The sequence below is a fragment of the Candidatus Pseudoscillospira sp. SGI.172 genome (genome assembly GCF_050313575.1).
GTDB lineage: Bacteria > Bacillota > Clostridia > Oscillospirales > Oscillospiraceae > Vermiculatibacterium.
This window is the reverse complement of record NZ_JBNPLQ010000027.1, coordinates 1-26,892: the sequence shown is the minus strand read 5'-3', so window position 1 is coordinate 26,892 and position 26,892 is coordinate 1. Positions and strand designations below refer to the sequence as shown.

27 protein-coding genes are annotated in these 26,892 nt (G+C 62.4%); 16 read left to right on the top strand and 11 right to left on the bottom strand.

Annotated features, from left to right (window positions below):
- Positions 1–27: 27 nt before the first annotated feature.
- The 6 genes from ACQRD3_RS10545 to miaB all read right to left on the bottom strand — a co-directional run bounded on the left by ACQRD3_RS10545 (position 28) and on the right by miaB (position 8,424).
- Entirely contained in the window at positions 28–1,254 is a 1,227-nt protein-coding gene (locus ACQRD3_RS10545; protein WP_080906248.1) for an HlyD family efflux transporter periplasmic adaptor subunit, read from the bottom strand.
- Positions 1,255–1,291: 37 nt separating this feature from the next.
- A complete protein-coding gene (gene hfq, locus ACQRD3_RS10540; RefSeq protein ID WP_080906342.1) occupies positions 1,292–1,522 on the bottom strand; it encodes an RNA chaperone Hfq in 231 nt (76 codons plus the stop codon).
- A 93-nt stretch (positions 1,523–1,615) separates the two neighbouring features.
- Entirely contained in the window at positions 1,616–3,583 is a 1,968-nt protein-coding gene (mutL, locus tag ACQRD3_RS10535) for a DNA mismatch repair endonuclease MutL (RefSeq protein ID WP_427781362.1), read from the bottom strand.
- A gap of 43 nt (positions 3,584–3,626) precedes the next feature.
- Positions 3,627–4,292, bottom strand: a complete 666-nt coding sequence (locus ACQRD3_RS10530) for a type II CAAX endopeptidase family protein (RefSeq protein ID WP_080906344.1) — start codon at positions 4,290–4,292, stop codon at positions 3,627–3,629.
- 67 nt (positions 4,293–4,359) lie between these two features.
- Entirely contained in the window at positions 4,360–6,951 is a 2,592-nt protein-coding gene (gene mutS / locus ACQRD3_RS10525) for a DNA mismatch repair protein MutS (protein WP_427781361.1), read from the bottom strand.
- Between the two features lie 48 nt (positions 6,952–6,999).
- Positions 7,000–8,424 carry a tRNA (N6-isopentenyl adenosine(37)-C2)-methylthiotransferase MiaB gene (gene miaB, locus ACQRD3_RS10520; RefSeq protein WP_427781360.1) on the bottom strand — a complete coding sequence of 475 codons (1,425 nt, stop codon included), beginning with the start codon at positions 8,422–8,424 and terminating at the stop codon, positions 7,000–7,002.
- A 207-nt stretch (positions 8,425–8,631) separates the two neighbouring features.
- Here miaB and dtd point away from each other — a divergent pair, with 207 nt between their 5' ends.
- The 5 genes from dtd to ACQRD3_RS10495 are packed head-to-tail and all read left to right on the top strand — an operon-like array spanning position 8,632 to position 12,990.
- Entirely contained in the window at positions 8,632–9,075 is a 444-nt protein-coding gene (gene dtd, locus ACQRD3_RS10515) for a D-aminoacyl-tRNA deacylase (protein ID WP_427781359.1), read from the top strand.
- Between the two features lie 12 nt (positions 9,076–9,087).
- The gene (locus ACQRD3_RS10510) at positions 9,088–9,696 is read left to right on the top strand and encodes an MBL fold metallo-hydrolase (protein WP_427781358.1); all 609 of its coding nucleotides are present in this window, start codon (positions 9,088–9,090) and stop codon (positions 9,694–9,696) included.
- 37 nt (positions 9,697–9,733) lie between these two features.
- Positions 9,734–11,203, top strand: coding sequence for a coproporphyrinogen dehydrogenase HemZ (gene hemZ, locus ACQRD3_RS10505; protein WP_427781357.1), 1,470 nt, complete (start codon positions 9,734–9,736; stop codon positions 11,201–11,203).
- Positions 11,203–12,141 (top strand): nucleoside kinase, encoded by a 939-nt coding sequence (locus ACQRD3_RS10500; RefSeq protein ID WP_080906254.1) that lies wholly within the window; start codon positions 11,203–11,205, stop codon positions 12,139–12,141. Before hemZ ends, ACQRD3_RS10500 begins: the two co-directional genes overlap by 1 nt.
- Positions 12,142–12,174: 33 nt before the next feature.
- Positions 12,175–12,990 carry a P-loop NTPase gene (locus ACQRD3_RS10495; RefSeq protein ID WP_427781356.1) on the top strand — a complete coding sequence of 272 codons (816 nt, stop codon included), beginning with the start codon at positions 12,175–12,177 and terminating at the stop codon, positions 12,988–12,990.
- 142 nt (positions 12,991–13,132) lie between these two features.
- Here ACQRD3_RS10495 and jag read toward each other — a convergent pair whose 3' ends face one another.
- From jag to rpmH, 5 genes are all read right to left on the bottom strand, one after another.
- Positions 13,133–13,897, bottom strand: coding sequence for an RNA-binding cell elongation regulator Jag/EloR (gene jag / locus ACQRD3_RS10490; RefSeq protein WP_080906256.1), 765 nt, complete (start codon positions 13,895–13,897; stop codon positions 13,133–13,135).
- Positions 13,898–13,926: 29 nt separating this feature from the next.
- A complete protein-coding gene (locus ACQRD3_RS10485) occupies positions 13,927–15,285 on the bottom strand; it encodes a YidC/Oxa1 family membrane protein insertase (protein ID WP_427781355.1) in 1,359 nt (452 codons plus the stop codon).
- A gap of 63 nt (positions 15,286–15,348) precedes the next feature.
- On the bottom strand, positions 15,349–15,567 hold the full coding sequence (gene yidD / locus ACQRD3_RS10480; RefSeq protein ID WP_080906258.1) for a membrane protein insertion efficiency factor YidD: 219 nt from the start codon (positions 15,565–15,567) through the stop codon (positions 15,349–15,351).
- Positions 15,564–15,914: a ribonuclease P protein component gene (gene rnpA / locus ACQRD3_RS10475; RefSeq protein ID WP_080906259.1), complete on the bottom strand. Its 351-nt coding sequence runs from the start codon at positions 15,912–15,914 to the stop codon at positions 15,564–15,566. The genes yidD and rnpA overlap by 4 nt, the downstream gene beginning before the upstream one ends.
- A 93-nt stretch (positions 15,915–16,007) precedes the next feature.
- Positions 16,008–16,142 (bottom strand): 50S ribosomal protein L34, encoded by a 135-nt coding sequence (rpmH, locus tag ACQRD3_RS10470; RefSeq protein WP_080906260.1) that lies wholly within the window; start codon positions 16,140–16,142, stop codon positions 16,008–16,010.
- 342 nt (positions 16,143–16,484) lie between these two features.
- On the opposite strand from rpmH, the gene dnaA reads away from it, so the two are divergent.
- From dnaA to rnhA, 11 genes are all read left to right on the top strand, one after another.
- A complete protein-coding gene (gene dnaA, locus ACQRD3_RS10465) occupies positions 16,485–17,798 on the top strand; it encodes a chromosomal replication initiator protein DnaA (RefSeq protein ID WP_080906261.1) in 1,314 nt (437 codons plus the stop codon).
- Positions 17,799–18,074: 276 nt separating this feature from the next.
- A complete protein-coding gene (gene dnaN / locus ACQRD3_RS10460; RefSeq protein ID WP_080906262.1) occupies positions 18,075–19,190 on the top strand; it encodes a DNA polymerase III subunit beta in 1,116 nt (371 codons plus the stop codon).
- Between the two features lie 37 nt (positions 19,191–19,227).
- Positions 19,228–19,440 (top strand): RNA-binding S4 domain-containing protein, encoded by a 213-nt coding sequence (locus ACQRD3_RS10455; RefSeq protein ID WP_080906263.1) that lies wholly within the window; start codon positions 19,228–19,230, stop codon positions 19,438–19,440.
- On the top strand, positions 19,437–20,540 hold the full coding sequence (gene recF / locus ACQRD3_RS10450; protein WP_427781354.1) for a DNA replication/repair protein RecF: 1,104 nt from the start codon (positions 19,437–19,439) through the stop codon (positions 20,538–20,540). Before ACQRD3_RS10455 ends, recF begins: the two co-directional genes overlap by 4 nt.
- A 10-nt stretch (positions 20,541–20,550) precedes the next feature.
- Positions 20,551–20,862, top strand: a complete 312-nt coding sequence (locus ACQRD3_RS10445) for a hypothetical protein (protein ID WP_080906265.1) — start codon at positions 20,551–20,553, stop codon at positions 20,860–20,862.
- A gap of 15 nt (positions 20,863–20,877) precedes the next feature.
- Positions 20,878–21,141: an extracellular matrix regulator RemB gene (remB, locus tag ACQRD3_RS10440; RefSeq protein ID WP_080906266.1), complete on the top strand. Its 264-nt coding sequence runs from the start codon at positions 20,878–20,880 to the stop codon at positions 21,139–21,141.
- 110 nt (positions 21,142–21,251) lie between these two features.
- Complete coding sequence (gyrB, locus tag ACQRD3_RS10435; protein ID WP_080906267.1) at positions 21,252–23,201, top strand: DNA topoisomerase (ATP-hydrolyzing) subunit B; 1,950 nt, start codon at positions 21,252–21,254, stop codon at positions 23,199–23,201.
- A 65-nt stretch (positions 23,202–23,266) separates the two neighbouring features.
- Positions 23,267–25,786 carry a DNA gyrase subunit A gene (gene gyrA / locus ACQRD3_RS10430; RefSeq protein WP_427781353.1) on the top strand — a complete coding sequence of 840 codons (2,520 nt, stop codon included), beginning with the start codon at positions 23,267–23,269 and terminating at the stop codon, positions 25,784–25,786.
- Positions 25,787–25,789: 3 nt separating this feature from the next.
- Positions 25,790–26,074, top strand: coding sequence for an SHOCT domain-containing protein (locus ACQRD3_RS10425; RefSeq protein ID WP_080906269.1), 285 nt, complete (start codon positions 25,790–25,792; stop codon positions 26,072–26,074).
- The gene (locus tag ACQRD3_RS10420) at positions 26,071–26,409 is read left to right on the top strand and encodes an SHOCT domain-containing protein (protein WP_080906270.1); all 339 of its coding nucleotides are present in this window, start codon (positions 26,071–26,073) and stop codon (positions 26,407–26,409) included. Before ACQRD3_RS10425 ends, ACQRD3_RS10420 begins: the two co-directional genes overlap by 4 nt.
- A complete protein-coding gene (gene rnhA / locus ACQRD3_RS10415; protein WP_080906271.1) occupies positions 26,406–26,846 on the top strand; it encodes a ribonuclease HI in 441 nt (146 codons plus the stop codon). Before ACQRD3_RS10420 ends, rnhA begins: the two co-directional genes overlap by 4 nt.
- Positions 26,847–26,892: the final 46 nt, after the last annotated feature.

The following is a 26,892-nucleotide window of genomic DNA, read 5'->3' as shown; positions in this document are numbered from 1 at the left end:
CCTGTACTGTCTTTTCTCCGGGGATGCTCAGGTCACGACCTTGCCGTCCCAGATCTCCCGGCTGGCCACAATGACCAGATCTCCGGCCCGAAGGGCCTTCTTCTGCTGCGAAGCTGCGGCATTTTCCTCCTGCCTGGGCTGCACCAGATAGTAGTCCTCCCCCTGAGCCAGGACCTCCACCGGCTTAAACTCCGCCTTGACGCCCACTTGGACATAGACGCCGGTGACCCCCTCCTCCATCCGCACCGCCTGGGCGGGGACCCGGATCCCGCTCCGGCGGGAAAAGACCAGATCCACAGTCTGCTGACGGAGAAGGGTCACGTCGGAGAGGAAGCGGCAGGAGGACAGCACCACCGCCGTCCGCCCGTCTTCCGGCGCGCCGATGCGCTCCACCGTCATCTTCACCTCTCCCGACCAGTCCCGGGAAAAACGGGCGGTCACACTGCCCCCTTCGGTGAGCCGGCCGGCCACGGCCTCGTCCAGGGAACAGACGAAATACCACTTGTTGTCTGTGATGAGCTTCCCCAGCGCCGCGGGGTCGGCGGGCGCGGCCCGGCCGGCCAGGGCCTCCAGCGCTGAGGGGGTGAGCGCCTCCAGCGCATCGGGGGTGAGGATGGTCTCATAGCCGTCCACCTCCCCGGAGAAAATGCCGCTCTGGGAGACCGTGACCCGATCGATGGCCTGCGCCGTCTGGGTTTTGAGGGTCTCGATCTCCTGCTGGACCGAGGCCAGGGCGGCCGAGAGCTCATCGGTGCTGCCGTAGCGCTGCATCTGCCGGTAGACCACGCTGCGCAGGGCGAGCGTCTGGCTCTCCAGGCGGGTAAAATCCTCCGCCTCCACCGAGGCGCGGAGATCCGCCAGAGCGTCCGCGGCCTCCTGTCCCGACTGGCTCTGCACTTCGGCTCCGGCAATGGCGGCGGACAACTGCTCCGCCTGCGTCGTCAGTGCCTCCAGCCGGTCGGAGCGTTCCACCGAAGCCTCGTCGGCGTAGAGCATGGCCACCGTGGCCCCCACCGCCACCTTCTCCCCCTCCGCCGGGAGCAGACGGACCACGCCGCCCGAGCCAGTGAGCACCTGCTCCCGGCGCACCAGGTAACCGGTGGTCTCCGCCGTGTCGTCCACCTGATAGGAATAAGCCTGCACAGTGGGATACGGATCCCGGAAGCTCCGCCAGGCCGCCCCGCCGAAATAGAGCAGGATGGCGGCCAGGAAAAGGAGCATAACGATTCGGTTCAGGACGGCGCCCTGTTTCATGGGGGACCTCTCTTTCTGTCTGCGGGGGGATCAACGCTTATGTAGCGTCATAGGTCAGCTCCACCGGGCGCTCGGGGGCGATGGTGGAAATGGCATGTTTGTAGATCACCTGCTGCTTTCCCGCGGAATCCACTACAACCACAAAGGGATCAAAACCGACGATCTTTCCCCGGAGCTGAAAGCCGTTCATCAAAAACAGCGTCACGGGCTCCTGGGCGCGGCGGGCGCGGGAGAGAAACAGATCCTGCAAATCAACGGGTTTGGACATGGAAAACATTCCTTTCTCTTTTCCGGCGGTCAAATGCCGCCTCGGAATATTTCCATAATATACCATTCTCCAGTCGAATCTTGTCGCACCCGGTCAGGCCCGCTTGAACTGCTTTTCCAGTTGTGCCCTGGTCAGTTCAATGGCCACCGGCCGGCCGTGGGGGCAGTATTTCACCGCGCCGGACAGCACCGCCCGGACCACCCGCTCCAGCTCCTCAGGGGCGCTTTTCCAGCCCCCCTTGATGGCGGCTTTGCAGGCCATGGTGTGGAGAAGCTCGTCCCGGCGCTCCGCTTCCCCGGCCGACCCGGTGGCCAGCAGCTTCCCGGCGATCTCGGTGAGGGTAGCTTCGATGTCTCCGGGGTCTACATAGTCGGGCGCCCGGCGGACTGCCAGAGAACCGCCGCCGAAGTCGGCCACCTCAAAGCCCAGCCGGTCCAAGGTCTCCAGATGCTCCAGCAGGGCGGCCCCCTCCTCGGGTGCGGGGGTAAAGACAGCCGGGACCAGCAGCTCCTGGGACATGGGGGTATAATCCTGCGCCCGCATCCGGTCAAAGTTCATCCTCTCATGGGCGGCGTGCTTGTCGATGAGGAGCGCCTTCTCCCCCTGTTCCACCACAATGTAGGTACGGAAGAGCTCCCCGGCGACGCGCCAGGGGATCTCCGGCCGCTCTTCCGCCGGGGCGGGCACCTCCGCCCGGCGGGGCTCCGGATCGGCGGGATGAGGAGCACCCCCCCCGGGCGGCGGGGAAACGGGAGCGGCGACATTCTCTGTCTGCCGGAGCGTGGCCGGAGGCTCCCTCCGCTCCTCCCGGGAAGGCTCGGGCATGGGCGGCGGGGGAGCCGCCGTCCCGGCGTCCCTGGAACGGGTTGGGGCGGCGCTCTGCGCCGGAGGCGTCCAGGGCCGCGCCCCGGTCCGGCCCGCGCTCCACGTCCCGCCGCCGGGCACCGTCAGCGGCGTCCGGGGGGTTCCGGACGTCCGCGGGGCGGTGAAATCGTGCAGGGGCAGCGCGGTCTGCCGCTGGGTTACCGTGTCGTGGGGCCTGGGGGCCTCCACCACCGCCGCCGGGCGGGACTGATCGGCCCCCAGCGCCGAGAGGACGGCGTAATAAACTGCCGAAAAGACCTGCCGCTCCGAGCCGAACTTCACCTCCTGCTTGGTGGGGTGGACGTTCACATCCACGGCGTTCAAACGGGTGGTGAGGTGGAGGACGCAGCCGGGGAACTTCCCCACCATCTTCTGGTTGGCATAGGCCTGCTCCACGGCGGCGGTCATGGTCTTGCTTTTGATGTACCGGCCGTTGACAAAGAAAAACTGATAGCCCCGGGTGCCCCGGCAGCAGGTGGGCAGAGAGGCAAAGCCGGAGACCGACAGATCGTCTCCGCTGCCCTCCACCGGCAGAAAACCCAGCGCCAGATCCCGGCCCAGGACCGCGTAGAGCGCGGAGCGGAGCTTGCCGTCTCCCGGTGTGAGCAGCTCCTGTTTTCCGTCCTTGATCAGCTTAAAAGAGACCTCGGGATGGGCCAGCGCCTGCCGCTGGACGGCGGCCAGGCAGGCGGCGGACTCCACCGCGTCCTTTTTCATGAATTTCAGCCGGGCCGGGGTGTTGTAAAAGAGGTCCCGGACCAGCAGCGTGGTCCCCACGGGACAGCCCGCCTCCTCCCGGCCGGTGACCACGCCCCCCTCCAGGGTAAGCGCGGTGCCCAGGGTGTCCTCCCCCCGGCGGGTGAGCAGCTCCACCCGGGCCACCGAGGCGATGGCGGCCAGAGCCTCTCCCCGGAAGCCCAGGGTGCCGATGGCTTCCAGATCGTACTCGCTGCGGATCTTGGACGTGGCGTGGCGGAGGAAGGCGGTCTCCACCTCCCCCGGCGCGATGCCGCAGCCGTCGTCGGTGACCCGGATGAGGGCCATGCCACCGCTCTGGACCTCCACGGTGACGGTATGGGCACCGGCATCCACTGCGTTTTCCACCAGCTCCTTCACCACGGATGCCGGGCGTTCCACCACCTCGCCGGCGGCGATAAGGTCGGCCACATGGGGGGAAAGCTGTTCAATATGGGGCATAAAGATCACCTTGCTTTCTCTTGAAATGGGGCCTTTCCACCCCTCAGCGGAGGACCCCCATCAGGATACAGCCGTTGATGGCGGCGTGAAGGGCCACCGCGCTCCACACCGAGCCGCCGTTGTCATAGCACCAGGTGAGGGCCGCCGATACGGGCAGGTAGAGGACCGCCAGCAGCAGATAGCGGGGATCCCCCGCCTCCACCGCGTAGCGCCACACACAGGCCAGCGCATAGCCGATCACGCTCACCCCGTAGGCCAGCGGAAGGCTGTACCGGCGAAGGCTCCCGAAGATCAGCCCCCGGTACAGGCACTCCTCCGCCACCGGGATGAGCAGCAGGGTCAGGGCCAGGGTGGGCGCCGGCGCGATGGCCAGCTGGGCGGCGTACTGACAGGGCACGGGGTCGGTCACCGGCAGGGGGATCCGTGCAAGCACATGCCGCAGCAGCAGCGTGCCTGCCAATCCCACGGCGATCCCAAAGAGATTTTCCGGCAGCCAGTCCAGCAGATCGGCAAAATCCCGCTTCAAAAAGGTCCAGAACACCAGCAGCGCCAGTGCGAAGAGGAAGGAGTAATAGAGCACATTGGCCTCGGCCACCAGAGGTTCCCCATCCCCCATGAGCACCCGCTGCACCCAGGCATTGAGGTAGGGGAACACCAGCAGATACAGTCCGAAAAAGACCCAGCCCCGCTGGCGTTCTGAATCGGTCATTTTTGTTTTCCAGCTTCGGCGGAACATGGCAGAGCTCCTTTCCTGTGCGTGCGGACGGGGGGAACGGTCATCCCAGCAGTTTTTTCAGCTCATAGAGCAGATTCATGGCCTCAATTGGGGTGAGGGTGTCCACGTCGGTGCCCCGCAGCCGCTCGGCCACCGACTGGGCCCCCAGATCCTCCAGAGAGAACTGTTCCTCGGCCTGCCCCGCCGGGGCGGCGGGAACTGCGGGGCCTCCCGACTCCAGCTCGGCCAGGAGGACCTTTGCCCGGGAGATCACCTTGTCGGGCACTCCTGCCAGCTTGGCCACTTCAATGCCGTAACTGGCGGCGGCGGGGCCCCGGACGATCTTTCGGAGGAACAGGACCTCGTCCTTCTTCTTTTTGGCGGCAATATTGTAATTCTTCACCCCCGGGATCTCCCCCTCCACGGCAGTGAGCTCGTGATAGTGGGTGGCGAAGAGCGTCTTGGCCCCCAGCCGCTTTTTATCGGCGCAGAACTCCAGCACCGCCCGGGCGATGGCCATGCCGTCGTAGGTGGAGGTGCCCCGTCCGATCTCGTCCAGAATGAGCAGGCTCTTGGCGGTGGCGTTTTTCAAAAGCTCCGCCACCTCGGTCATCTCCACCATAAACGTGGAGGCTCCGGCGGAGAGGTCGTCGCTGGCCCCGATCCGGGTGAACACCCGGTCCACGATGCCCACCCGGGCGGAGCGGGCGGGGACAAAGGAGCCCATCTGCGCCATGAGGACGATGAGGGCGGTCTGGCGCATGTAGGTGGATTTGCCCGCCATGTTGGGGCCGGTGATGATGCTCACCAGGTCGTCCCGGCCGTCCATGTGGGTGTCGTTGGGGACAAAGAGATTCCCGCGGCCGGTCTTTTCCACCACCGGATGGCGGCCCTCGGTGATGTCGATGACATCGGACAGATCCACCTGGGGCATGCAGTAGCCGTTCTCGGCGGCCACCCGGGCAAAGGAGCACAGCACGTCCACCTGGGCCACCGCGGCGGCCGAGCGCTGGATGTCGGCCACCCGCTCCGCCGCCTGCTGACGCACTTGACAGAAAAGCTGATACTCCAGCGCGGTGATCTGGTCCTGGGCCGTGAGGATCGTGTGCTCCATCTCCTTGAGCTCCGGAGTGATGTAGCGCTCGCAGTTGACCAGGGTCTGCTTGCGGATGTACGTGTCGGGCACCAGGGCCGAGTTGACCTTGGAGACCTCGATGTAGTAGCCGAACACCTTGTTGAAGCCCACCTTCAGGCTCTTGATGCCGGTCTTTTCCTTCTCCTGGGCCTCCATGGCGGCCACCATGTCCTTCCCGCCGGTAAGGATCCCCCTGAGGCGGTCCACCTCGGGGTGGTAACCCTCCCGGATCAAGCCGCCCTCCCGGACGGAGAAGGGGGGCTCGTCCACAAAGGCACTGTCGATGAGACCTCTGAGCTCGGCCAGATCGTCCAGGCTGTCCCGCAAAACGGTGAGCAGCGCGGAGGAGAAGGGTGAGAGGAGCAGCCGCAGCTCCGGGAGCTTGCCCAGGCCGTGGGAGAGGGACACCAGATCCCGCCCGCCGGCGGTACCGTAGACCACCCGGCCGATGAGCCGCTCCAGGTCGGTGACCTCCCGCAGGGCGCGGGCCAGCTCCTGCCGGGCCACTGAGTCCCCCACCAGATCGGCCACCGCCCCCTGACGCTTGCCGATCTGCACCGGGGAGAGGAGGGGCCGCTCCAGCCAGGTGCGGATGAGCCGGTGCCCCATGGGAGTGCAGGTCTTGTCCAGCACCCAGAGGAGGCTCCCCCGCTTCTCCCCGCCCCGCAGGGTCTCGGTCAGCTCCAGATTCCGCCGGGCGGTGAGGTCCAGTTCCATAAACTCCCCGGAGGTGTAGCAGTGAAGGGCGGAGAGGTGGGAGAGGTCGGTTTTCTGGGTCTCGTAGAGATAGCCCACCAGGGCCCCCGCCGCCCGGGTGGCCGGTCCGGCGGGCAGGTCCTCCGCCCCCGCCCGGAACTGCCGCTCCACGGCTGCCGCGGTGGTCTGGGGATCAAAGCGCGCCTCGCCGCCCTCTTCCACCCGGCAGTCCAGCCGGGTCTTCAAAAATTCCCGGAGCACCGGGTCGTCCCAGGCCTGAGGAGAGAGGACGGCCTCCCGGGGGGCGAAGCGGCCCAGCTCGTTTTCCAGGTGTTCCCGCCAGGCGGGGCCGGAAAAACCGGTGGCCGACACCTCGCCGGTGGAGAGATCGGCAAAGCAAAGCCCCGCCGCCTCCCCCTCCAGGCATACGGCGCACAGGAAATTGTTCTTCCCCTCCTCCAGCATGGTCTCCTCGATGACGGTGCCGGGGGTGACGATGCGGATGACGTCCCGGTCCACCAGGCCCTTGGCGGCGGCGGGGTCCTCCATCTGCTCGCAGATGGCCACCTTATAGCCCTTGGCGATGAGCCGGGAGAGGTAGGCCTCCACGGCGTGGTAGGGCACCCCGCACATGGGGGTGCGCTCCTCGGGGGGCCGGGTGCGGTCCCGGCTGGTGAGGGTGAGCTCCAGCTCCCGGGAGGCCACCTGGGCGTCCTCGTTGAACATCTCGTAGAAGTCCCCCAGACGGAAAAAGAGCAGGCAGTCGGGGTGATCGGCCTTGATTTTTTGATATTGGAGCATCATGGGGGTGCCTTCCGCCATCTGGGTATCCTCCTCTGAATCAATTTATGGGATGCGTCGGGATGCGGCTTACCCCCGGCCGGCCAGTTTCCCGAAGAGGGACCAGGTGTTGGCCGCAGTGATCTCCACGTCCCGGAACTGTCCCACCAGGGACGCGTCCCCGTCGGCCACCCGGACCAGCCGGTTGCCGGGGGTGCGGGCGGTGAGGGCGCTGCCGGCGTCCTCGCTTACGCCGTCGATGAGACAGCGGAGGGTCTTGCCCACATAGGCGGCGTGCTTTTCCGCCGAAATGACGTTCTGGACGTCCACCAGCCGCTGGAAGTTGGCCTGCTTCTCGGCCCGGGACATGGGGTCGGGCATGGAGGCCGCCGGGGTCCCCTCCCGGGGGGAATAGATGAAGGTGAAGAGGGCGTTGAAGCGCACCTCCTCAATGAGGGAGAGGGTCTCCTCAAATTCGGGGGTGGTCTCCCCGGGGAAGCCCACGATGACGTCGGATGTGATAACTACATCGGGCACCTGCTCCCGCAGCCGCCGCACCTTGTCCAGATAGCCCGCCCGGTCGTAGACCCGGTTCATGGCCTTCAAGATCCGGTCGCTGCCCGCCTGGAAGGGCAGGTGGAAGGCGGGAGCCACCTTTTTGCACCGGGCCATGGTCTCAAAGAGCTTCTGGGAGGCATCCTTGGGATGGCTGGTCATAAAGCGGATGAGAAAATCGCCGGGGATGGCGTCGATCCGCTCCAGAAGGTCCGCAAAGTCGATGTCCAGCCCCAGATCCTTCCCGTAGGAGTTGACGTTCTGGCCCAGGAGGGTGATGTCCCGGTACCCCTCGTCCGCCAGGGCCTTCACCTCGGCCAGCACGTCCTCGGGCTTCCGGGAGCGCTCCCGCCCCCGGACATAAGGGACGATGCAGTAGGAACAGAAGTTGTTGCAGCCGTACATGATAGAGACCCAGCCCTTGATGCCGCTCTGACGGACCACGGGAATGCCCTCGGCGATGGAGCCGGGTTCGTCGGCAATGTCAAAGACCCTGCCCCGGCGGGTGAGCACCCGGCAGAAAAGCTCGGGAAATTTCCACAGGGCGTGGGGGCCGAACACCAGATCCACGTGGCGGTAGGACTGCCGGATCTTCTCGGCCACCTGGGGCTCCTGGGCCATGCAGCCGCACAGGCAGATGATCTGCCCGGGGTGGCGGCGCTTGGCGTGAACCAGCGCCCCCACGTTGCCCAGCACCCGGTCCTCAGCGTGCTCCCGGATGGCGCAGGTGTTGATGACGATGGCGTCCGCAGCCTCCTCGGATTCGGTGAAGCCGTAGCCCATGGAGGCCAGGTAGCCCCGGATGCGCTCGGAGTCGGCCTCGTTCTGCTGACAGCCGTAGGTGTCCACAAAGGCCAGGGGCGGGGTAGGGAGCGCGGCGGAGCGCTCGTGTATCTGCTCGCAGAACTCCCTCTGGCGGTCGATGTCCGCCGGGGAGATTCGGGTCGTCTGTCGGTCCAAGTCGGTTCCTCCCTCTTTTACGGGAATAATTGATTCCGTTTAATTAAAAATCATATCATTTTTCCGGAAACATTTCAAGGCGGAGGGCCTGCCTGTCAGAAATCTTTTCTCTCTCCTTTTTTTAGGATACTCCTCCACCGGATTGACCTTTTTCCCGGAAAAGGATATAATAAAAGTTCAAAAACTTTCCATACAGGAGGAACTGCCATGCGGGCTGTGGTGACGCGGGTCAAAAACGCCAGGGTGGACATCGACGGGATCACCGTGGGAAAAACGGACGGGGGCTTTCTGGTGCTGCTGGGGGTGGCCCCGGCGGATACGGAGGCCCAGTGCGACAAACTGGCCGACAAGGTGTGCGGCCTGCGCGTTTTCGAAGATGAAAACGAAAAAATGAACCTCAATCTGGCCGCCGTGGGGGGCTCCCTGCTGGTGGTCTCCCAGTTTACCCTCTACGCCGACTGCAAGTCCCGGCGGCCCGGCTTTACCGGAGCGGCCCGGCCCGAAACCGCCGTTCCCCTCTACGAGCGGTTCCTGGCCCAGTGCGAGGGGCGGGGCTTCCATGTGGAGCACGGGGAATTCGGCGCAGACATGCAGGTCTACTCTCAAAACGACGGCCCGGTGACCATTCTTTTGGACACCGACAGCCTGTAAGGAGAATGTCATATGGTGATCCAGCACATTTTTCTGCCCTCGGTCTACACCAACTGCTACCTGCTGGGGGACGAGAAGAGCGGCTCCGCCGCCGTCATCGACCCCGGCGCCTTTGACGAGTCCATTCTGGGAGAGGCCGAGGCCCTGGGCCTCACCATCCGGGCCATCTTCCTCACCCACGGCCACTACGACCACACCGGCGGCGTGGCCGCGCTGCGTGAGCGTCTGGCCGGGCTCCCCGTCTACCTCCACCCGGCGGACGCGGGGAAAAACGACCAGCTCTTCCCCACCGCCGCCCTGGGAGATGTGACCCTCTGGCGGGATGGGGACGTGGTCTGCGTGGGCGGGCTCAAGGCGGAAGTTTTCCACACCCCGGGGCATTCCGGTGGATCGGTGACCCTCCGCTGTCAGAACGTCCTCTTTACCGGCGACACCCTGTTTGCCGGGAGCATGGGCCGCACCGACCTGCCCGGCGGGAGTTACGAGGAGATCATGGCCTCCCTCAAGCGTCTGGGAGAGCTGGAGGGGGACTATCAGGTGCTCCCCGGCCACGAAAGTTTTTCCACATTGGAGCAGGAGCGGCGTGGAAACTACTATATGCGCCAGGCTCTGGGCGAATAGACCGGCGTGACCGTCCGGGGACGGGTAAGGAGCAGACATGAAACTGACGCTGAAGGGACATGACTATCGATACGCCGCCGAGCAGATGATGCTCACCCTCTTTCCCGGGGAGCGGCCCGGCGCGGGGGAGAACGCGCTGACCCTCTCCCTTTTCCGGGGGGAGTCCTGGCTTACCGCCCGGGCCGAGCTGATCTGGGAGGGTGTTTCCTTCTCCGCCGTCCGGCGGGCAAGGGTCGGTGAACTCACCGGCGGTCTGACAGACGACCGGGTGTGTCAGCGGATTTTAAAGCTGGCTTTTTACGACGCGGGCACCCGGGCTTTGGGAAAAGAGCCCCCCTGGGGAGCCCTCACCGGAGTGCGTCCCGTCAAAATCCCCGCCAAGGCCATGGAGCAGGGTCTCTCCCCTCTCCGGGCCGAACGGCTCCTGCGGGACATTTACCGGGTCTCCCCCATCCGCCGGAGGCTGGCCATGGACTGCGCCGGGGAGAGCGTGGCCGCCCGGCGCTCCCTCCGGGGAGACGAGGTCTCCCTCTATGTGGGCATCCCCTTCTGCCCCAGCCGGTGTGTCTACTGCTCCTTCATCTCCGCCGCCGTGGAGCGGTGCCTTCCCCTGGTGGAGCCCTTTGTGACGGCTTTGGAGCGGGAGATCGAGGCCACCGGGACCCTTCTCCGGGAGACCGGCCGAACAGTCCGTACCCTCTACGTGGGCGGCGGCACCCCCACCACCCTCTCCGCCCCCCAGCTGGAGCGGGTGCTCTCGGCGCTGGAGCGCTGTCTGCCCATGGAGGGCTGCTCGGAGTTCACGGTGGAGGCCGGGCGGCCCGACACCATCACTCCGGAAAAGCTGGCTGTTCTGTCCAAGCACCGGGTGGACCGGGTCTCGGTGAACCCCCAGTCCATGGAAGACGGGGTGCTGGAGCGGATGGGCCGTCCCCACACCGGGGCGGACATCCGCCGGGCCTATGGGGAAGTCCGCCGGGCGGGGGCCTTCGCGGTGAACATGGACCTCATCGCGGGCCTGCCCGGAGACACTCCGGAGGGCTTTGCCCGTTCTTTGAGCGAAGTGCTGTCCATGGGGCCGGAAAACGTCACCGTTCACACCCTGGCCCTGAAAAAGGGTTCCCGGCTGACCGAGGAGGGGAGCTCTCTCCCCTCTGCGGAGCAGGTGGAGCAGATGCTGGACCGGGCCTGGGACGTCCTGCGGGAGGCGGGCTACGCCCCCTACTACCTCTACCGGCAGAAATATATGTCCGGCTCCTTTGAAAATGTGGGCTGGGCAAAAAGCGGCTGTGCCAGTCTCTACAACATCGCCATGATGGAGGAATTACACACCATTCTGGCGTTGGGGGGCGGAGGTGTGACCAAGCTGGTGTGGCCGGAAAGCGGAAAGATCAAACGCGTTGCCAATCCGAAATATCCCCAGGAATACCTGCGGGATGTGGAAAAAATATGCCGGGAAAAGGGTGCTCTGGCCCCCTTTCTCCGGGAGACAAAGGGAGTGCAGTAATGGCTTATCAGCTCAATGAGATCAACGAGCGCATCCGCGCGGACGCCCCCGCTTTTCTGGCGGAGTGCGACGAGGCTTACCAAAAGCGGGTGGAGGCGGCCGCCGACACCATCATCGGCCGGATGGAGATCTCCCCCATCGTTCTTCTCTCCGGCCCCTCCGGCTCCGGCAAGACCACCACGGCTCTGAAAATCGAAGAGGAGCTGGAGCGCCGGGGAGTCAACACCCACACCGTCTCTCTGGACAACTACTTCATGACCCCCGATCCCAAAACAGCCCCCCGGACGCCGGAGGGCGACCTGGATTTTGAATCCCCCCTGTGCCTGGACATGGAGCTGCTGGACGAAAGCTTTACCCGCCTGTCCCGGGGCGAAGAGGTCATAGTCCCCAAATTTGAGTTTTCCCGGCAGATGCGCAACGACGACCGGGGCCGTCCCCTGAGGCTGGAAAAAAACGAGATCGCCATTTTCGAGGGGATCCACGCCCTGGGCCCCGGCATTGCCGGGCCCCATCCGGAGGCCACCAAGCTCTATATCTCCGCCCGCTCCAATGTCATGGAAGAGGGGACGCTCCGCTTCAAGGGCACCTGGATGCGGCTGACCCGGCGGGCGGTGCGGGACTATAACTTCCGGGGCACCGAGGTCTCCACCACCCTGGCCATGTGGGCCAACGTCCGCCGGGGAGAAAAGCTCTATATCTCTCCCTATAAAAATACCGCCGACGTCATTGTGGATTCCTCTCTGCCCTACGAGGTTTCCGTGATGAAGAACTACGCCCTCCCCATCCTGAAGGCGGTCCCCCAGGAAAACCAGCGGCGGGCCGAGCTGCTGGATCTCATCGCCGCCTTTGACTGGTTTGAGGCGGTGGATCCGGCCCTGGTGGCCAAAAATTCCATCCTCCGGGAGTTCATCGGCGGGGGAAGCTATCACTACAAATAACCCATATCACAAATACAAAGGAGACCGATCAGCATGGCAGAATGTACCCACGACTGCTCTTCCTGCGGGGAGAGCTGCTCTGAGCGGAGCGCGGACTTTGACTTCAAGGCCGCGGCCAACCCCCGCTCCCACGTAAAAAAGGTGATCGCCGTCATGAGCGGCAAGGGCGGCGTCGGCAAGAGCCTGGTCACCGCCTCCCTGGCTGCCGCCTGTCAGAAGCAGGGCAAACAGGCCGCCATTTTGGACGCCGACATCACCGGCCCTTCCATCCCCAAAGCCTTCGGCATCCATGATCGGGCCATGGGCAACGACGAGGGCATCTTCCCCGTCTCCACCAGGACCGGCATCAAGCTCATGAGCCTCAACCTGCTGGTGGAAAACGAGAGCGATCCCGTAGTCTGGCGGGGTTCCCTCATCGCCAGCACCGTCAAGCAGTTCTGGACCGACGTGCAGTGGGGCGATGTGGACTATATGTTCGTAGACATGCCTCCCGGGACGGGCGACGTGCCCCTCACCGTCTTTCAGTCCCTGCCGGTGGACGGCATCATTATCGTGACCTCCCCCCAGGAGCTGGTGAGCATGATCGTGGAAAAGGCCGTCAAGATGGCCGAGATGATGAACATCCCCATCCTGGGCCTGGTGGAGAATTACAGCTACTTTCAGTGTCCCGACTGCGGCAAGCGCCACGCCATCTTCGGTGAGAGCCATATCGACGACATCGCCGAGCTCCACGCCCTGGAGGTGCTGGCCCGTCTCCCCATCGACCCGGCCCTGGCGGCCGCCTGCGATGCGGGCAGGGCCGAGGAGTTTTCCCCAAACTACCTGGAAAATGTGGTAAAAACCCTGTAAAAAAGCGTGAAGATCCCCGCTGTCGCCCAAAACAGCGGGGATCTTTCCTCATTTTTCGTTTCTTTGTGGATCATTTTTTCGTTTTTCCGCAAAAAAGAGGACTTCCGCCCATCCCGGGCGGAAGTCCTCTTTTCCATTTCACTCAGTTCCGGTGCTCGCCCTGGCTGTAAGCCACCACGGTGCGGCGGTTGGGCTCGGTGCCGATGGAGTAAGTGGTCACATCGGCCCGCTCCTGAAGCGCGGTATGGACCACATGGCGCTCGTAGGCATTCATGGGCTCCAAAGTCACGTTCCGGCGGTAGCGCACCACCTTGTCGGCCACCCGGTGGGCCATCCGCTCCAGGGACTCCTCCCGCTTGGCGCGGTAGTGCTCCGCGTCCACACGAACGCGGATTCGCTTGGCCTGGCCGTGATTGACAGCGTAGCCGGTGAGCTGCTGGATGGCGTCCAGCGTCTCGCCCCGGCGGCCGATGACGCCGCCCAGGTCCTTACCCACCAGATCCACCAGATAATCCCCTTCGTCGTTCCTCGTGACCTGGGGCTCGGCCTGGATCTCCATCCGCTCCAGAAGCCCGCTGAGGAAGGCTGCGATCTTCTCCGCCTGGGGGTCCTCCCCGCACGGCGCTGCCGCAAACTCGACTTTCTCCGGCGCGGGAGCCGGGACGTCCGCAGGCTCACCCTTCGGAGCCTCCGCCACCGCCGCAGGTGCTGCGGGTGCTTCCGGTTCATCGGGAACTTCATAGGTCACCTTCACCTTGGCGGGATTTCCGCCGATCCCCAGAAAGCCGGACTTGGCCAGCTCCAGAACCTCCACGGATACCTCTTCCCGGGCGAGACCCAACTGCTTCAGGCCGGCGGCGATGGCCGCCTCCTCGGTTTTACCAGTGCACTCGATTGATTTCTGCATGGTTTTTATCTCCTTCCCGTAGGGATCACTCAATCTTCCTTGGGGGTGCCGGTCTCCGGTTCCTCAGAAGCCTCCCCGGTGGAGATGACGGTCTCTTCCACCGGAGCCTCCACAACAGCTTCCTCTTCCGGCGCGGGGATCTCCGCGGGAGCCTCCTCCTCGGGCAGTTCCTCGATCTTTTTCAAAATACCGGCAGCCACGTCTTCATGATACGGAGTCACAGTGCCGTAGCGGTTGGGATCATAGGCACGGCCGCGGGCATACTGACGGATGCCCACCCGACTGGCCTCACGGACAGAAGCGGGGACCTTGTCCTCACTCTCTTCCTTTTCCTTCTTCCTGTTTTTGTTCTTCCGGGCCTCTTCCGCCTGGCGGGCGCGTTCCTCGGCCCTCTCCCGGCGCAGACGTTTCTCCTCTTCCTTTTCCTCCAGCTCCCGTTCCCGCTGCATCTGCGCGGCCTTCTCATAGTCCTTCTTCAAAACCTTGGCGCAGATGAGCTCTTGGAGCATGCCCAAAAGGTTATTGGCCACCCAGTAAACGCTCAGAGCGGCCGGCATGGAAAAGCCGATCCACAAAGAGATGATGGGGGAAATGATCATCATGGTGCGGGTGGTCGTTGCCGCCTGGGCGTTTTGGGGCTGCTGCTGATTCATGTTGTTGGTCTTGGTGGAGATGAGAGAGAAAACAAGGCTGGTCACGCCGGAGATCACGGGGATCAGGAACAGGCCGACGGCGGCCCAGCTCATCCCGTGGGCCCAGAACTTCAGCTGAGGCACCTGAGAGAGCTCGATCCCGAAGAAATTGAAGTTGATGGAGAAAATCTCCTTGGCGGTCTCTCCCACGGCGGCCTGGATGGAGGCCAGGTTTTCAGGGGTGATGAGGGATGCCAGATAAAGCTGGTTGTAGCCGGTATTGGAGAACACATTTCCGGCCTTCTCCACCAGCTGCTGGGTGGTCCAGCCCATATTCACCGCCACCGTGTTCCAGTCCACCGTGTTGGCAATGGTGGTGATCTGATCCACAGAGAGTCCCATCATGTACTTCAGGGGCTGGCGGATAATGGCGTACAGGGGGAGCAGGATCGCCAGGGGGAGCATGGACCAAAGACAGCCCCCCATGGGGTTGACCTTCTCCTTGGCGTAGAGCTTCTGCACCTCTTCATTGTAGCGGGCCTGATCCTTGCCGTACTGCTTTTGCAGCTTCTGGAGCTTGCCCGAGAGCATGTTCATCTGGATCATGCTCCGCTTTCCCTTGAGGGAGAGCGGGTAAAGGATCAGCTTCACCGCCAGGGCAAATAGGATCAGCGCGACACCGTAGCTGTTGAAGAACTGATAAAAAAACATCAGCAGCCAGGTGAAGGGGGTCAGGGCATAATAGGCGAAATCCATAGACATGGCCTCCACAATCTTTTCATTTGCATGTCGGAACCGCAAAGGCAATCCGGCGGCTCCTTATGGAACAGGATCATACTCGATGCTCTCCTGCCGGTGAAACGGCTGGCACTTCAGAACGCGGCGCACGGCCAAAAGACCGCCCTTCCACGCGCCGTATTTCTCCACCGCCTCCAGAGCATAGGCCGAGCAAGTGGGGATAAACCGGCAGCAGGAGGGTCGGGCGGGAGAAATATTGCGCTGATAAAATCGGATCAGCCACAGAAAAATACGCTTCAAGTGGTCTCGCCCTTTCGGTAAACACCCAGCCTGTCCAGCAGGCGGAGCAGCTCCCGCTCCAATTCGGAATAAGGCGCAAATGCGGCCTTGACCCGGGCCACCACGACAATGTCCCAGCCGGGGGCCATCCGGCCTTCGTGGATCCGATAGGCCTCCCGGATCCGGCGGCGCACCTTGTTCCGGCGCACGGCCTTCCCCACCTTGGTCCCTACGGTGAACCCCAGCCGGGTCACACCCAGGTTATTTTTCCGCACATAGACGGCCAGACAGGGGCTGACCGCGCTTTTCCCCTTGGCGTAGAGGCGGCGAAACAGATGATTTTCCTTCATGGACCTGGTGTGCAGCATCCCTCGTCTCCCCTTCTACTTCTCTCCATGCACCGCAGGGGCGGTAGAAAAAGTTCCACCGCCCCGCATAAAATGCCCTATTTGGTTGCCATCTCAGTGAGTCAGACGGACACGGCCTTCGCGGCGGCGCCGGGACAGCACCTTGCGGCCATTCGCAGTCGCCATGCGCTTGCGGAATCCGTGGACCTTGCTGCGCTGACGCTTTTTGGGCTGATAGGTACGAACCATTTTGGTACACCTCCTGTACTCATTCTGGCGGAGCAAAGCTCCCCCTTACCACAACGCCCGGCCTGCGCCGGACGCGGTCGTCAAAGTTATCATGCGCTGATGAAGGCGCAAATGGTATTATACTTGATAAATAAATCCCCTGTCAACCTCCTTTTCCGGTTTTTTTTGTTCTTATTTTTCTATGGTCCCCAATATCTTGTGTTTTTACAAAAATGACCCACAACTTTCCTGAAAAGCGTGGAAAATTTTCAACCGGAAGCCCCGGTTTTTCGTTGCCAAGTGTGCGTGTGTTTGGTATAATAATAAAGTATATTTTGAAAACAGAAACGGGTGAGCCATAACATGAATTCCGCCGCCGAAATTTGGACAAGGGTTTTAAAGCTTATGGAAGGCGACCTGACCGCCACCACTCTGAGCACCTGGTTCGACGACGCCGAGGCCCTCTCTCTGGATGAGGACAGCTTTGTTTTGTATACCCCCTCCAACTTCAAACGGGATATCATCATCTCCCGCTACCGCTCCGCCATTCAAAAGGCGCTGCGGGAGCTTTTTTCCGCGGATTTTGACGTGAAGGTTCTGGGCGAGGGGGAAAAGGAATCTCTCTCCAAGCCCAAGGACAACGTTTTCCTTCCCGGGACGGAGGAGTACACCTTTGACAAATTTGTGGTGGGCTCCTCCAACAAGTTTGCCTACGCCGCAGCCAGGAGCGTGGCCGACGAGCCGGCCAAGAGCTACAATCCCCTCTTCATCTACGGCGAATCCGGCCTGGGCAAGACCCATCTGCTCTACGCCATCGCCCACTCCATCCATGAAAAATACCCGGATTACCGCATCGTCTACATCAAGGGAGACTCCTTCACCAACGAGCTCATCGCCGCCATCCGGGAGGGCCGGAACCAGGAGTTTCGGGAAAAATTCCGCTCCGCCGACATCTTCCTCATGGACGACGTACAGTTCATCGCCGGGCGGGAATCCACCCAGGAAGAGATGTTCCACACCTTCAACACCCTCTACGAGGCCGGGCGGCAGATCGTCTTTACCGCAGACCGCCCCCCGAAGGAGATGCTCCGGCTGGACGACCGGCTCAAGACCCGGTTCGAGTGGGGCCTGCCCGTGGATGTGCAGCCCCCCGACTATGAGACCCGGGTGGCCATCATCAAAAACAAGGCCATCCGCCGGGGCATGAACCTCCCCGACCCGGTGCTCCGCTACATTGCGGACAACATTACCGCCAACGTCCGGCAGATCGAGGGCACCGTCAACAAGATCCTCGCCTTTCAGGAGCTCATGGGGGAGCAGGTGGATGTGGACACCGTCACCCGGGCCGTACGGGACATGTTCAAGGACAAGACGGAATTTTTGCCCTCGGCCGACGTCATCATCGAAGAGGTGGGCAAATTCTACAATATCGAGGCCCAGGACATCCGGGGGCAGGCCCGAAACAAAGACACCGTTCTGGCCCGCCAGATCGCCATGTATGAGATCCGCCGCATGACCAACCTCTCTTTGAAGGAAGTGGGCCGGGAATTTGACGGAAGAGACCACACCACTGTCATGCACTCCATCGAGCGCATCGAACGGCTGACCAAGCAGTCCCCGGAAATGGCGGAAGTCATCAAGGACATCAACGCCAACATCAACGCCCGGTACGAGTGATCTGTCTCTCCACGGCGGACAGACAAGAAAATACTTTTTTCCACAAACACACCGTATTTTGTGGAAATGTGGACATTCCCATGTGGAAATCTTTTTTTCTTTTCTCTTGGCTGTGGAAACCCTTCTGTTTTTCTCCACACGGGCTGTGGACGGTCAAACCCTTGCGGGAAAAGGAGAATTTACGGTTTTCCACAATAATTTTCCCTACGGCTTACTATTACGACAAAAATCCTCTCCTCTCCTTGCGGAGAGAGAGACGAACGGAGGTACCGAAGCATGAAATTCTCTTGTGAAAAAGCCCTGCTCCAGGCGGCGATCGCCGTCTCCGCCCGGGCGGCCGCGTCCAAAAGCTCTATCCCCGCCCTGGAAGGGATCCTGCTGGAAGCCGACAGCGAGCTGCGGCTCACCGGCTATAATCTGGAGACCGGGATCCGTACCGTGGTCCCCGCCCAGGTGAGCGAAGGAGGATCCCTGGTCCTCTCCTCCCGCCTGTTCGGCGAGATCGTCCGCCGGCTTCCCGATGATATGGTCACCTTCTCCTCGGAAGACCTCACCGTCCACATCCAGTGTGGAATGAGTGAATTCAACATCCAGGGCATCGACCCGGAGGAATTTCCGGAGCTCCCGGCCGTGGAACGGCAGAACGCCCTGGAGCTCCCCCAGTCCACTCTGGCCGACATGATCGGACGGACCCTGTTTGCCGTCAGCGACAACGAAAGCCGCCCCATCCTCACCGGCTCCCTCTTTGAGGTCATCGGGGACACCCTGGCAGTGGTGTCGGTGGACGGCCAGCGGCTGGCTATCAGAAGGGAAAAACTGGAAAACAAGCCCGGGATGGACTTTTCCTTTGTGGTCCCAGGCGCGGCGCTCAACGAGGTGAAGGGGATCTGCTCCGACACCGAGGAGACTGCGCTGGTGACTACCGGCGCCCGGCATGTGCTCTTCAAGGTGGGTTCCACCCTGCTGGTGACCCGGCGTCTGGAGGGAGAGTTCCTGGATTACCGCCAGGCCATCTCCCGGAAGAGTACGGTTTTGCTCACCGCTGACGTGCGGCAGCTCATGGCCTCCATCGACCGGGTGAGCCTGATCATCAGCGAGAAATTCAAGAGTCCCCTGCGCTGCACCATGGAGGACGGCTCCATTTTTCTTACCACCCGCACCGCCATCGGAGACGCCTCCGACCGCTGCCCCGTGGAGGGGAGCGGCGGGGATCTGAAGATCGGCTTCAATAACCGCCTGCTGATGGACGCGTTGAAGGCGGTGCCCACCGACAGGGCCCTGCTGAAACTGGGCACCAGCTCCTCCCCCTGTGTCATTGTCCCCGTGGACGCCGAGGAGGGGGCAGAGCCCTATCTGTTCATGGTACTTCCCGTGCGGCTGAGCGCGGGCTGAACCCATCGCCCTGAGGACAAAAGAAAGGAGCGGAGCTATGCGGGAAGAGACCGTTAAGATCTCCACGGAGTATATCAAGCTGGAGGGACTTTTGAAGTTTGCCGCCCTGACCGGAACCGGCGGAGAGGCCAAGCAGCTCATTCAAAACGGAGAGGTCAAGGTCAATGGAGAGACCTGTACCCAGCGGGGCAAAAAAATGCGCCCGGGCGACGTGGCCGAGCTGGAGGGCGTGAGGCTCACCGTCCAATGATCGTCAAAACCCTGGAACTGGATTTTTTCCGCAATTATATCCACGCCGCGGCCGATTTTTCCCCCGGAGTCAATGTGATCTGCGGGGAGAATGCCCAGGGCAAGACCAATCTGCTGGAGGGTGTGGCCTATCTCTCTTCCGCCCGGAGCCACCGGGCCCGGTATGACCGGGAACTCATCCGCTTCGGGGTGGATTATGCCTTTTTGAAGGGAGAGGTTTCCGCCCGGGGCCGGGAATTCACGCTGGAGGCCAAACTCCACCGGGGGGAGCGGCGGCAGCTGCTCTCCAACGGGGTCAAGCTCAAGTCGGCCGCCGAGCTGTCTCAGGTGCTCAATACCATTCTCTTCTGCCCGGAGGATCTCTCTCTGATCCGGGCGGGGGCGGCTGAGCGGCGGCGGTTCCTGGACGACGGCATCTGTCAGCTTCGGCCCCGGTACGCCGGGGCGCTGGCGGAATACCGGCGTCTCTATGAGCAAAAGACCCGCATTCTGCGGGACTGGGAGGAAAAGCCCTCCCTGCTGGACACCCTGGACGACTTCAATCTGCGGATGGCTCAGGTGGGAGCGGTGCTGATCCATTACCGGGCCCATTTCATCAAGCGACTATCCGCGCTGGCGCCACCCATTCAAAGCAATTTTTCCGGTGGGCGGGAAAAGCTGGAACTGCGGTATGAGACGGTCTCCACCGTCTCGGACCCGGAGGCTCCCGCCAAGATCTTGCTGGAAGAGCTGATGGAACATCAGCAGTCCCACCGGAGGGCCGAGCTGGAGGCCCGGCAGTGCCTGTCTGGACCTCATAAGGACGATCTGGCTGTGGAGATTGACGGGCAGAGTGCCCGGCAGTTTGCCTCTCAGGGACAGACACGTACAGCGGCGCTCTCCCTGAAGCTGGCCTGCCGGGAGCTTTTTCGGGAGGACACCGGGGAATGGCCGGTGCTGCTGCTGGATGATGTGCTGTCTGAACTGGATCAAAGACGGCAATCCTTTGTGTTGGAGCGGATCACCGGCGGACAGGTATTCATCACCTGCTGCGAAGACGATAAAAAACTCGCCCGGGACGGCAAGCGCTTCCAGGTGCGGGGCGGAACGTTAACGGAATAAAGGAGCCTGTATGCCCATCCTACTCATGCTTTTTCTGGCCCCTCTGGCAGCGGGGGCGGTTTTGGAATACGCACTCTGCCGGTTTCCCAAAAAACGGTTCTGGCGGTATCTGCCGCCCGCGATCGCGGCCGCGGGCGCAGCGGCGGTGACTCTGTTTCGTTACTTCGGCTGGAGCGAGGAGGGCGGCGGCGCGCCTCTGGAGACTTTGCTCTTTTTTCCCGGATTGCCCGCGGCGGGGCTTTTTGTGGGGATTTTCGCGGGCTGGAGGATCTGGAAAAGGCTTTGGAAGCCCCGTGTGATCCGAAAGAAAAAGCAAACGTAACATGGGAGGAAAGCTATGTATCTCCATCTGGGACAGTCGGTGGTGGTGCCCTATCGGGATGTGATCGGCATCTTTGATCTGGATAACTCCTCCTATTCTCACCTTACCCGTTCTTTTTTGGAGCGGGCGGAGAAGGCGGGGCGGGTGGTGAGCGTCAGCGGAGAGCTGCCCAAGTCCTTTGCCCTGTGTAAAAAGAAGGGGGAGGAACCTATGGTGTACCTCTCCCAGCTCTCTTCCGCCACCCTGAAAGGGCGGATGGAAGGCCGCGGCTTCGAGTGAGCGGACCGAGATCCCGACAATAGAAAGACAAGCGATTTGCGGAGTGGAGGAAACCGTTTTGCAAAAAAAAACGGTTTCCCGCACTCCGCAAACGACCAGGAGGTTAATCTATGACAGAAGAACATTGGGAAGACAGCGTGACGCAGACCAGTCACGAGTATGACGCCTCGGAGATCCAGGTTCTGGAGGGCCTGGAGGCCGTCCGGAAGAGACCGGGCATGTATATCGGCTCCACCTCGTCCTCCGGACTTCACCATCTCGTCTATGAGATCGTGGACAACGCCATCGACGAGGCGCTGGCCGGCTACTGCAGGCACATCACGGTGACCATTCTGCCCGGGGACATCATCAAAGTCACAGACGACGGGCGGGGCATCCCCGTGGATATCCAGGCCCAGACCGGAAAGCCCGCCCTGGAGGTGGTCTATACCATCCTTCACGCCGGCGGCAAATTCGGCGGCGGCGGCTATAAGGTCTCGGGCGGCCTTCACGGCGTGGGCGCCAGCGTGGTCAACGCCCTGTCCGAGTGGCTGGAGGTCCGGGTCCACCGGGACGGCAAAATCTATGAAATGAAGTTTTCCCGGGGCCGCGTGACCCAGGAAATGACCGTGATCGGCGCCACCGAAAAAACCGGCACCGAGGTGGTGTTCCAACCCGATCCGGAGATGTTTACCGACACCACCGTCTATGAGTATGACATCCTCCACACCCGGATGCGGGAGGAAGCCTTCCTCAACGCCGGGCTCCACATCACCACCGAGGACCTGCGCCCCGGCCGGGAGCAGCGGGACGAGATGTGCTATGAAGGCGGCATCCGGGAATTTGTCACCTGGCTCAACCGGACCAAGACTCCCCTGCATGAGAAGGTCATCTACATGTCCGGCCAGCGGGAGGATTCCATGGCCGAGGTGGCCATGCAGTACAACGACAGCTACAATGAGCTGATATTGTCCTTTGCCAACAACGTGCACACCCCGGAAGGAGGCATGCATGAGGAGGGCTTCAAGCGGGCCCTCACCGCCGCGCTCAACAACTACGGAAAAAAGATCGGCCTTTTGAAAAACGAGGAGAAGGTCTCCGGCGAGGACTGCCGGGAGGGCCTGTGCTGCGTGATCTCCGTCAAGCTCACCAACGCCCAGTTTGAGGGCCAGACCAAGGCCAAGCTGGGCAACTCCGAGATCCGGACCCTGGTCAATTCGGTGGTCACCGAAAAGCTCACGGAATTTCTGGAAGAGAACCCCGGTGTGGGCCGGGCCATTCTGGACAAGGCGCTCACGGCCAACCGGGCGAGAGAGGCCGCCCGAAAGGCCCGGGAATCCATCCGCCGCAAGACCGCCCTGGGCGGCGCGGCCATGCCAGACAAGCTGCGGGACTGCAACGAGGTAAACCCAGAGCTCACCGAGCTCTACATCGTCGAGGGCGACTCCGCCGGCGGCTCGGCCACCCAGGGCCGGGACTCCCGGTTCCAGGCCATCCTCCCCCTGTGGGGCAAGATGCTCAATGTGGAGAAGGCCCGGGCCGACAAGGTCTACGGCAACGACAAGCTCCAGCCGGTCATCACGGCGCTGGGCGCGGGCATTGGGGACGAGTTCGACCTCTCCCGCCTGCGCTATCACAAGATCATCATCATGGCCGATGCCGATGTGGACGGCGCGCACATCCGCACCCTGCTGCTGACCTTCTTTTTCCGGTTCATGCGGCCCCTCATCGAGCAAGGCTACGTCTACTCCGCCGTCCCTCCCCTCTATAAGCTCAGCCGGGGCAAGCAGACCCGGGTGGCCTACTCTGACGAGGAGCGGGATCGGGTGTCCGCCGAGCTGCGGGGGGACAACCCCGGCGCCAAGATCGACATCAGCCGGTATAAAGGTCTGGGCGAGATGAACCCCCACGAGCTGTGGGAGACCACCATGGACCCGGAGAAGCGGACCCTCCGGCGCATCGAGCTGGACGACGCCGTGGCCGCCGACGAGACCTTCACCATCCTGATGGGGGAAAAGGTGGAGCCCCGGAAGGAGTTTATCGAAAAGAACGCCAAGTACGCCGTCAATCTGGACTACTGAGACACAGACGGCGGGGCACCGTGAAAATTCCCGTTCTTCTTTGAGAAAGAAAGGCTGTTTTGCAAATGAGTAAGAAACCCCAATACGATCCCGAGGAGATCCGTTTCCCGGAACAGGCCATCGTCAGTTCCCCTCTGGTCCCGGAAATGGAGAAATCCTATATTGAATACGCCATGAGCGTGATCGTGGGCCGGGCCCTTCCCGACGTGCGGGACGGTCTGAAGCCCGTGCACCGGCGCATCCTGTACGCCATGTATGAGGACAACCTCACCCACGACAAGCCCTTTAAAAAGTCGGCCACCTGCGTGGGCGATGTGCTGGGCCGGTACCACCCCCACGGCGACCAGTCGGTGTACGACGCCCTGGTCCGCCTGGCTCAGGATTTCTCCATGCGCTACATGCTGGTGGACGGCCACGGCAACTTTGGTTCCGTGGATGGAGATCCCCCCGCCGCCTATCGTTATACCGAGGCCCGGCTGTCCAAAATTTCCGAAGAAATGCTCCGGGACATCGACAAGGACACGGTGGACTGGGACCCAAACTTTGATGAGACCCGGAAAGAACCCCGGGTGCTCCCCTGCCGCTTTCCCAACCTCCTGGTGAACGGTTCCTCCGGCATCGCCGTGGGTATGGCCACCAACATCCCCCCCCACAACCTCCGGGAGGTCATCGGCGCCTGCATCAAGGTGCTGGACGACCCCGAAGCCACGCTGGCCGACCTCATGGAGCATGTCAAGGGCCCCGATTTCCCCACCCAGGGCATCATCATGGGCCGCTCGGGCATCCGGGCCGCCTACGCCACCGGCCGGGGCAAGGTCATCGTCCGGGCCCGCACCGAATTTGAGGAGTTCGGCAAGGACCGCGTCCGCATCATCGTCACCGAGCTCCCCTACCAGGTCAACAAGCGGATGCTCATCAAGAACATGGCCGAGCAGGTGGAGGACAAGCGCCTGGAGGGCATCTCCGACCTGCGGGACGAGACCGACCGCAACGGCATGCGCATCGTCATTGAGCTCAAGCGGGACGCCAATCCCCAGGTAGTGCTCAACCGGCTCTTCGCCCAGACCCAGCTCCAGAGCTCCTTTGCCATCAACATGCTGGCCCTGGTGAACGACCAGTCCCAGCCCCGGATCCTCTCTCTGCGGCACATCATCGATGAATACCTCAAGTTCCAGGAGGAGATCATCGTCCGCAGGACCCGGTACGACCTCCGGAAAGCCCAGGAGCGGGCCCATCTGCTGGAGGGTCTGATGATCGCCCAGGACAATATTGACGAGGTCATCCGTATCATCCGCACCAGCTATGACAACGCCAAGGAAAACCTGATGGACCGCTTCCAGCTGGACGACGTGCAGGCCCAGGCCATCTGTGACATGCGCCTCATCGCCCTCCAGGGCCTCAACCGGGAGAAGCTGGAAAACGAGTACAAGGAACTGGAAGAGCGCATCGCCTACTATCAGAAATTGCTGGGCAGCGACGAGATGATCCGTCAGGTGCTCAAGGGCGAGCTTCAGGCCATCGCCGACAAGTTCGGCGACGAGCGGCGCACCGAGATCCAGGACGTGGAGGACGAGATCGACATCGAAGACCTCATCGAGGAAGAGGAGTGCGTCTTTACCCTCACTGCCGGGGGCTATATCAAGCGCGTGCCCGCCTCCACCTACCGCACCCAGAAGCGGGGCGGCAAGGGCATCACCGCCATGGCCACCAAGGAGGAGGATTATGTGGAGACGGTATTCACCTCCTCCACCCACGATTTCCTCCTGTTTTTCACCAATAAGGGCAAGGTCCACCGGAAGAAGGGCTACCAGATCCCCGAGTCCGGCCGGACGGCCAAGGGTACGGCCATCGTCAACGTCCTGCCGCTGGAGGCCGGGGAGAAGGTCACCGCCATGATCCATCTGCGCCAGTTCCCGGAGGACCGGTATCTGGTGATGGTGACCAGGAAGGGCACAGTAAAGCGCATCCAGCTCTCCGCCATCTTCACCGCCCGGAAGGCCGGCATCCGCTGCATCACCCTGGATCCCGATGACGAGCTCATCGCCGTCCGGGAGACCGACGGCGAGCAGGCCATTCTGATCGCCACCCACAATGGGATGACCATCTGCTTTCAGGAGGACGACGTGCGCTGCATGGGCCGGGACGCCTGCGGCGTCATGGGCATCCGCCTGCGCCAGGGGGACTACGTCATCGGCGCGGCCCGGGCCAAGTACGACCACCACGTGCTCATGGTGACGGAAAACGGCTACGGCAAGCGCACCGAGATGGATGAATATATCCGCGGCGACGGCCCACAGAAGCGGGGCGGCTACGGCCTGAAGGGCTATCAGGTCACCGACAAGACCGGCCCCCTGGTGGGGTTGAAGGTGGTCAATGACGGAGACGACATCCTCATCATCAACGACGCCGGCGTCATCATCCGCATGGAGTGCGCCGGGATCAACAGCTACAGCCGCAGCGCCCAGGGCGTGAAGCTCATGAACCTGGACGAGGGGGTCAAGGTGATCTCCATCGCCCGCACCGACCACGAGGAAGAGGAAAGCGCCGAGGGAGAAATTCCCGCGGACGAGGAAAAGGGGGAGTAAGGAATGGGGTTCTTCACCAGCAGTGAAGAGGACAATACCGAAGAGGGGATCCGCGCCCGGATGAAGAAGGAAAAAATGCTTTACATCCAGCGGCTGATCACCAAAGACGAGTACAATGCCCGCATTCTGAAGCTGGAGGCCCAACTGGCCGCCCTTTCCGTGACGCCCACTCAGACGGTCAACCATGACGCCCAGCTCAAAGAACTGGACTACCTTCTGGAGAAAAAGTGGATCAGCCCGGCCGACTACGAGGCCCGCCGGAAGGAGATCCTGGGAGAGCAGACATGAGGCGGCGGGTGACCTACCGCCCCAGCAAGGCCAGCGGGGTGTTCGGCGGCGTGGTGGGTGGGATTTTTGTTCTCATCGGCCTCTTTGTGGCCATCCCGACCTTTGGAGCTTTCGGCATCCTGTGGACGCTGATCGCCGTAGGCATCACGGGGATGAATCTCTATCAGGCCTTCGGGAAGGGATATGTCGGTCCCAAGATCGACATCGAGGACGACCATGAGGCCGGGGAGGATCCCGAGGCGCGGCTGAAAAAGCTCCAGGGCCTCTATGACCAGCGGCTCATCACCACTGAGGAGTTTGAGGAAAAGCGGAAGGAAATTCTCAAAGAGCTATGAAAACTGTCACCATCTACACCGACGGAGCCTGCTCCGGAAACCCCGGCCCAGGCGGCTGGGGCGCCATTCTCCGGTACGGGGAGTTTGAAAAGGAGCTCTCCGGCGGCGAGGGGCACACCACCAACAACCGCATGGAGCTCACCGGCGTCATCACTGCGCTGGAGGCCCTGAAGGAACCCTGCGCGGTGGAGCTCTACTCCGATTCCAAGTACGTCATCGACGCCCTCCAAAAGGGATGGGCCAAGGGCTGGAAGGCCCGGGGCTGGATCAAATCCGATCAAAAACCGGCGCTCAACCCTGATCTGTGGGAGCGGCTGCTGGAGCTGTGCGATTATCACACCGTGAATCTGCACTGGGTGAAGGGGCACGCGGAGAACCGGTACAACAACCGCTGCGACGAGCTGGCGGTGGCCCAGAGCCGGAAATTTAAAAAATAAAAGAAGGATGCCGCCCCGACGGGGCGGCATCCTTGAGACTGTCGAA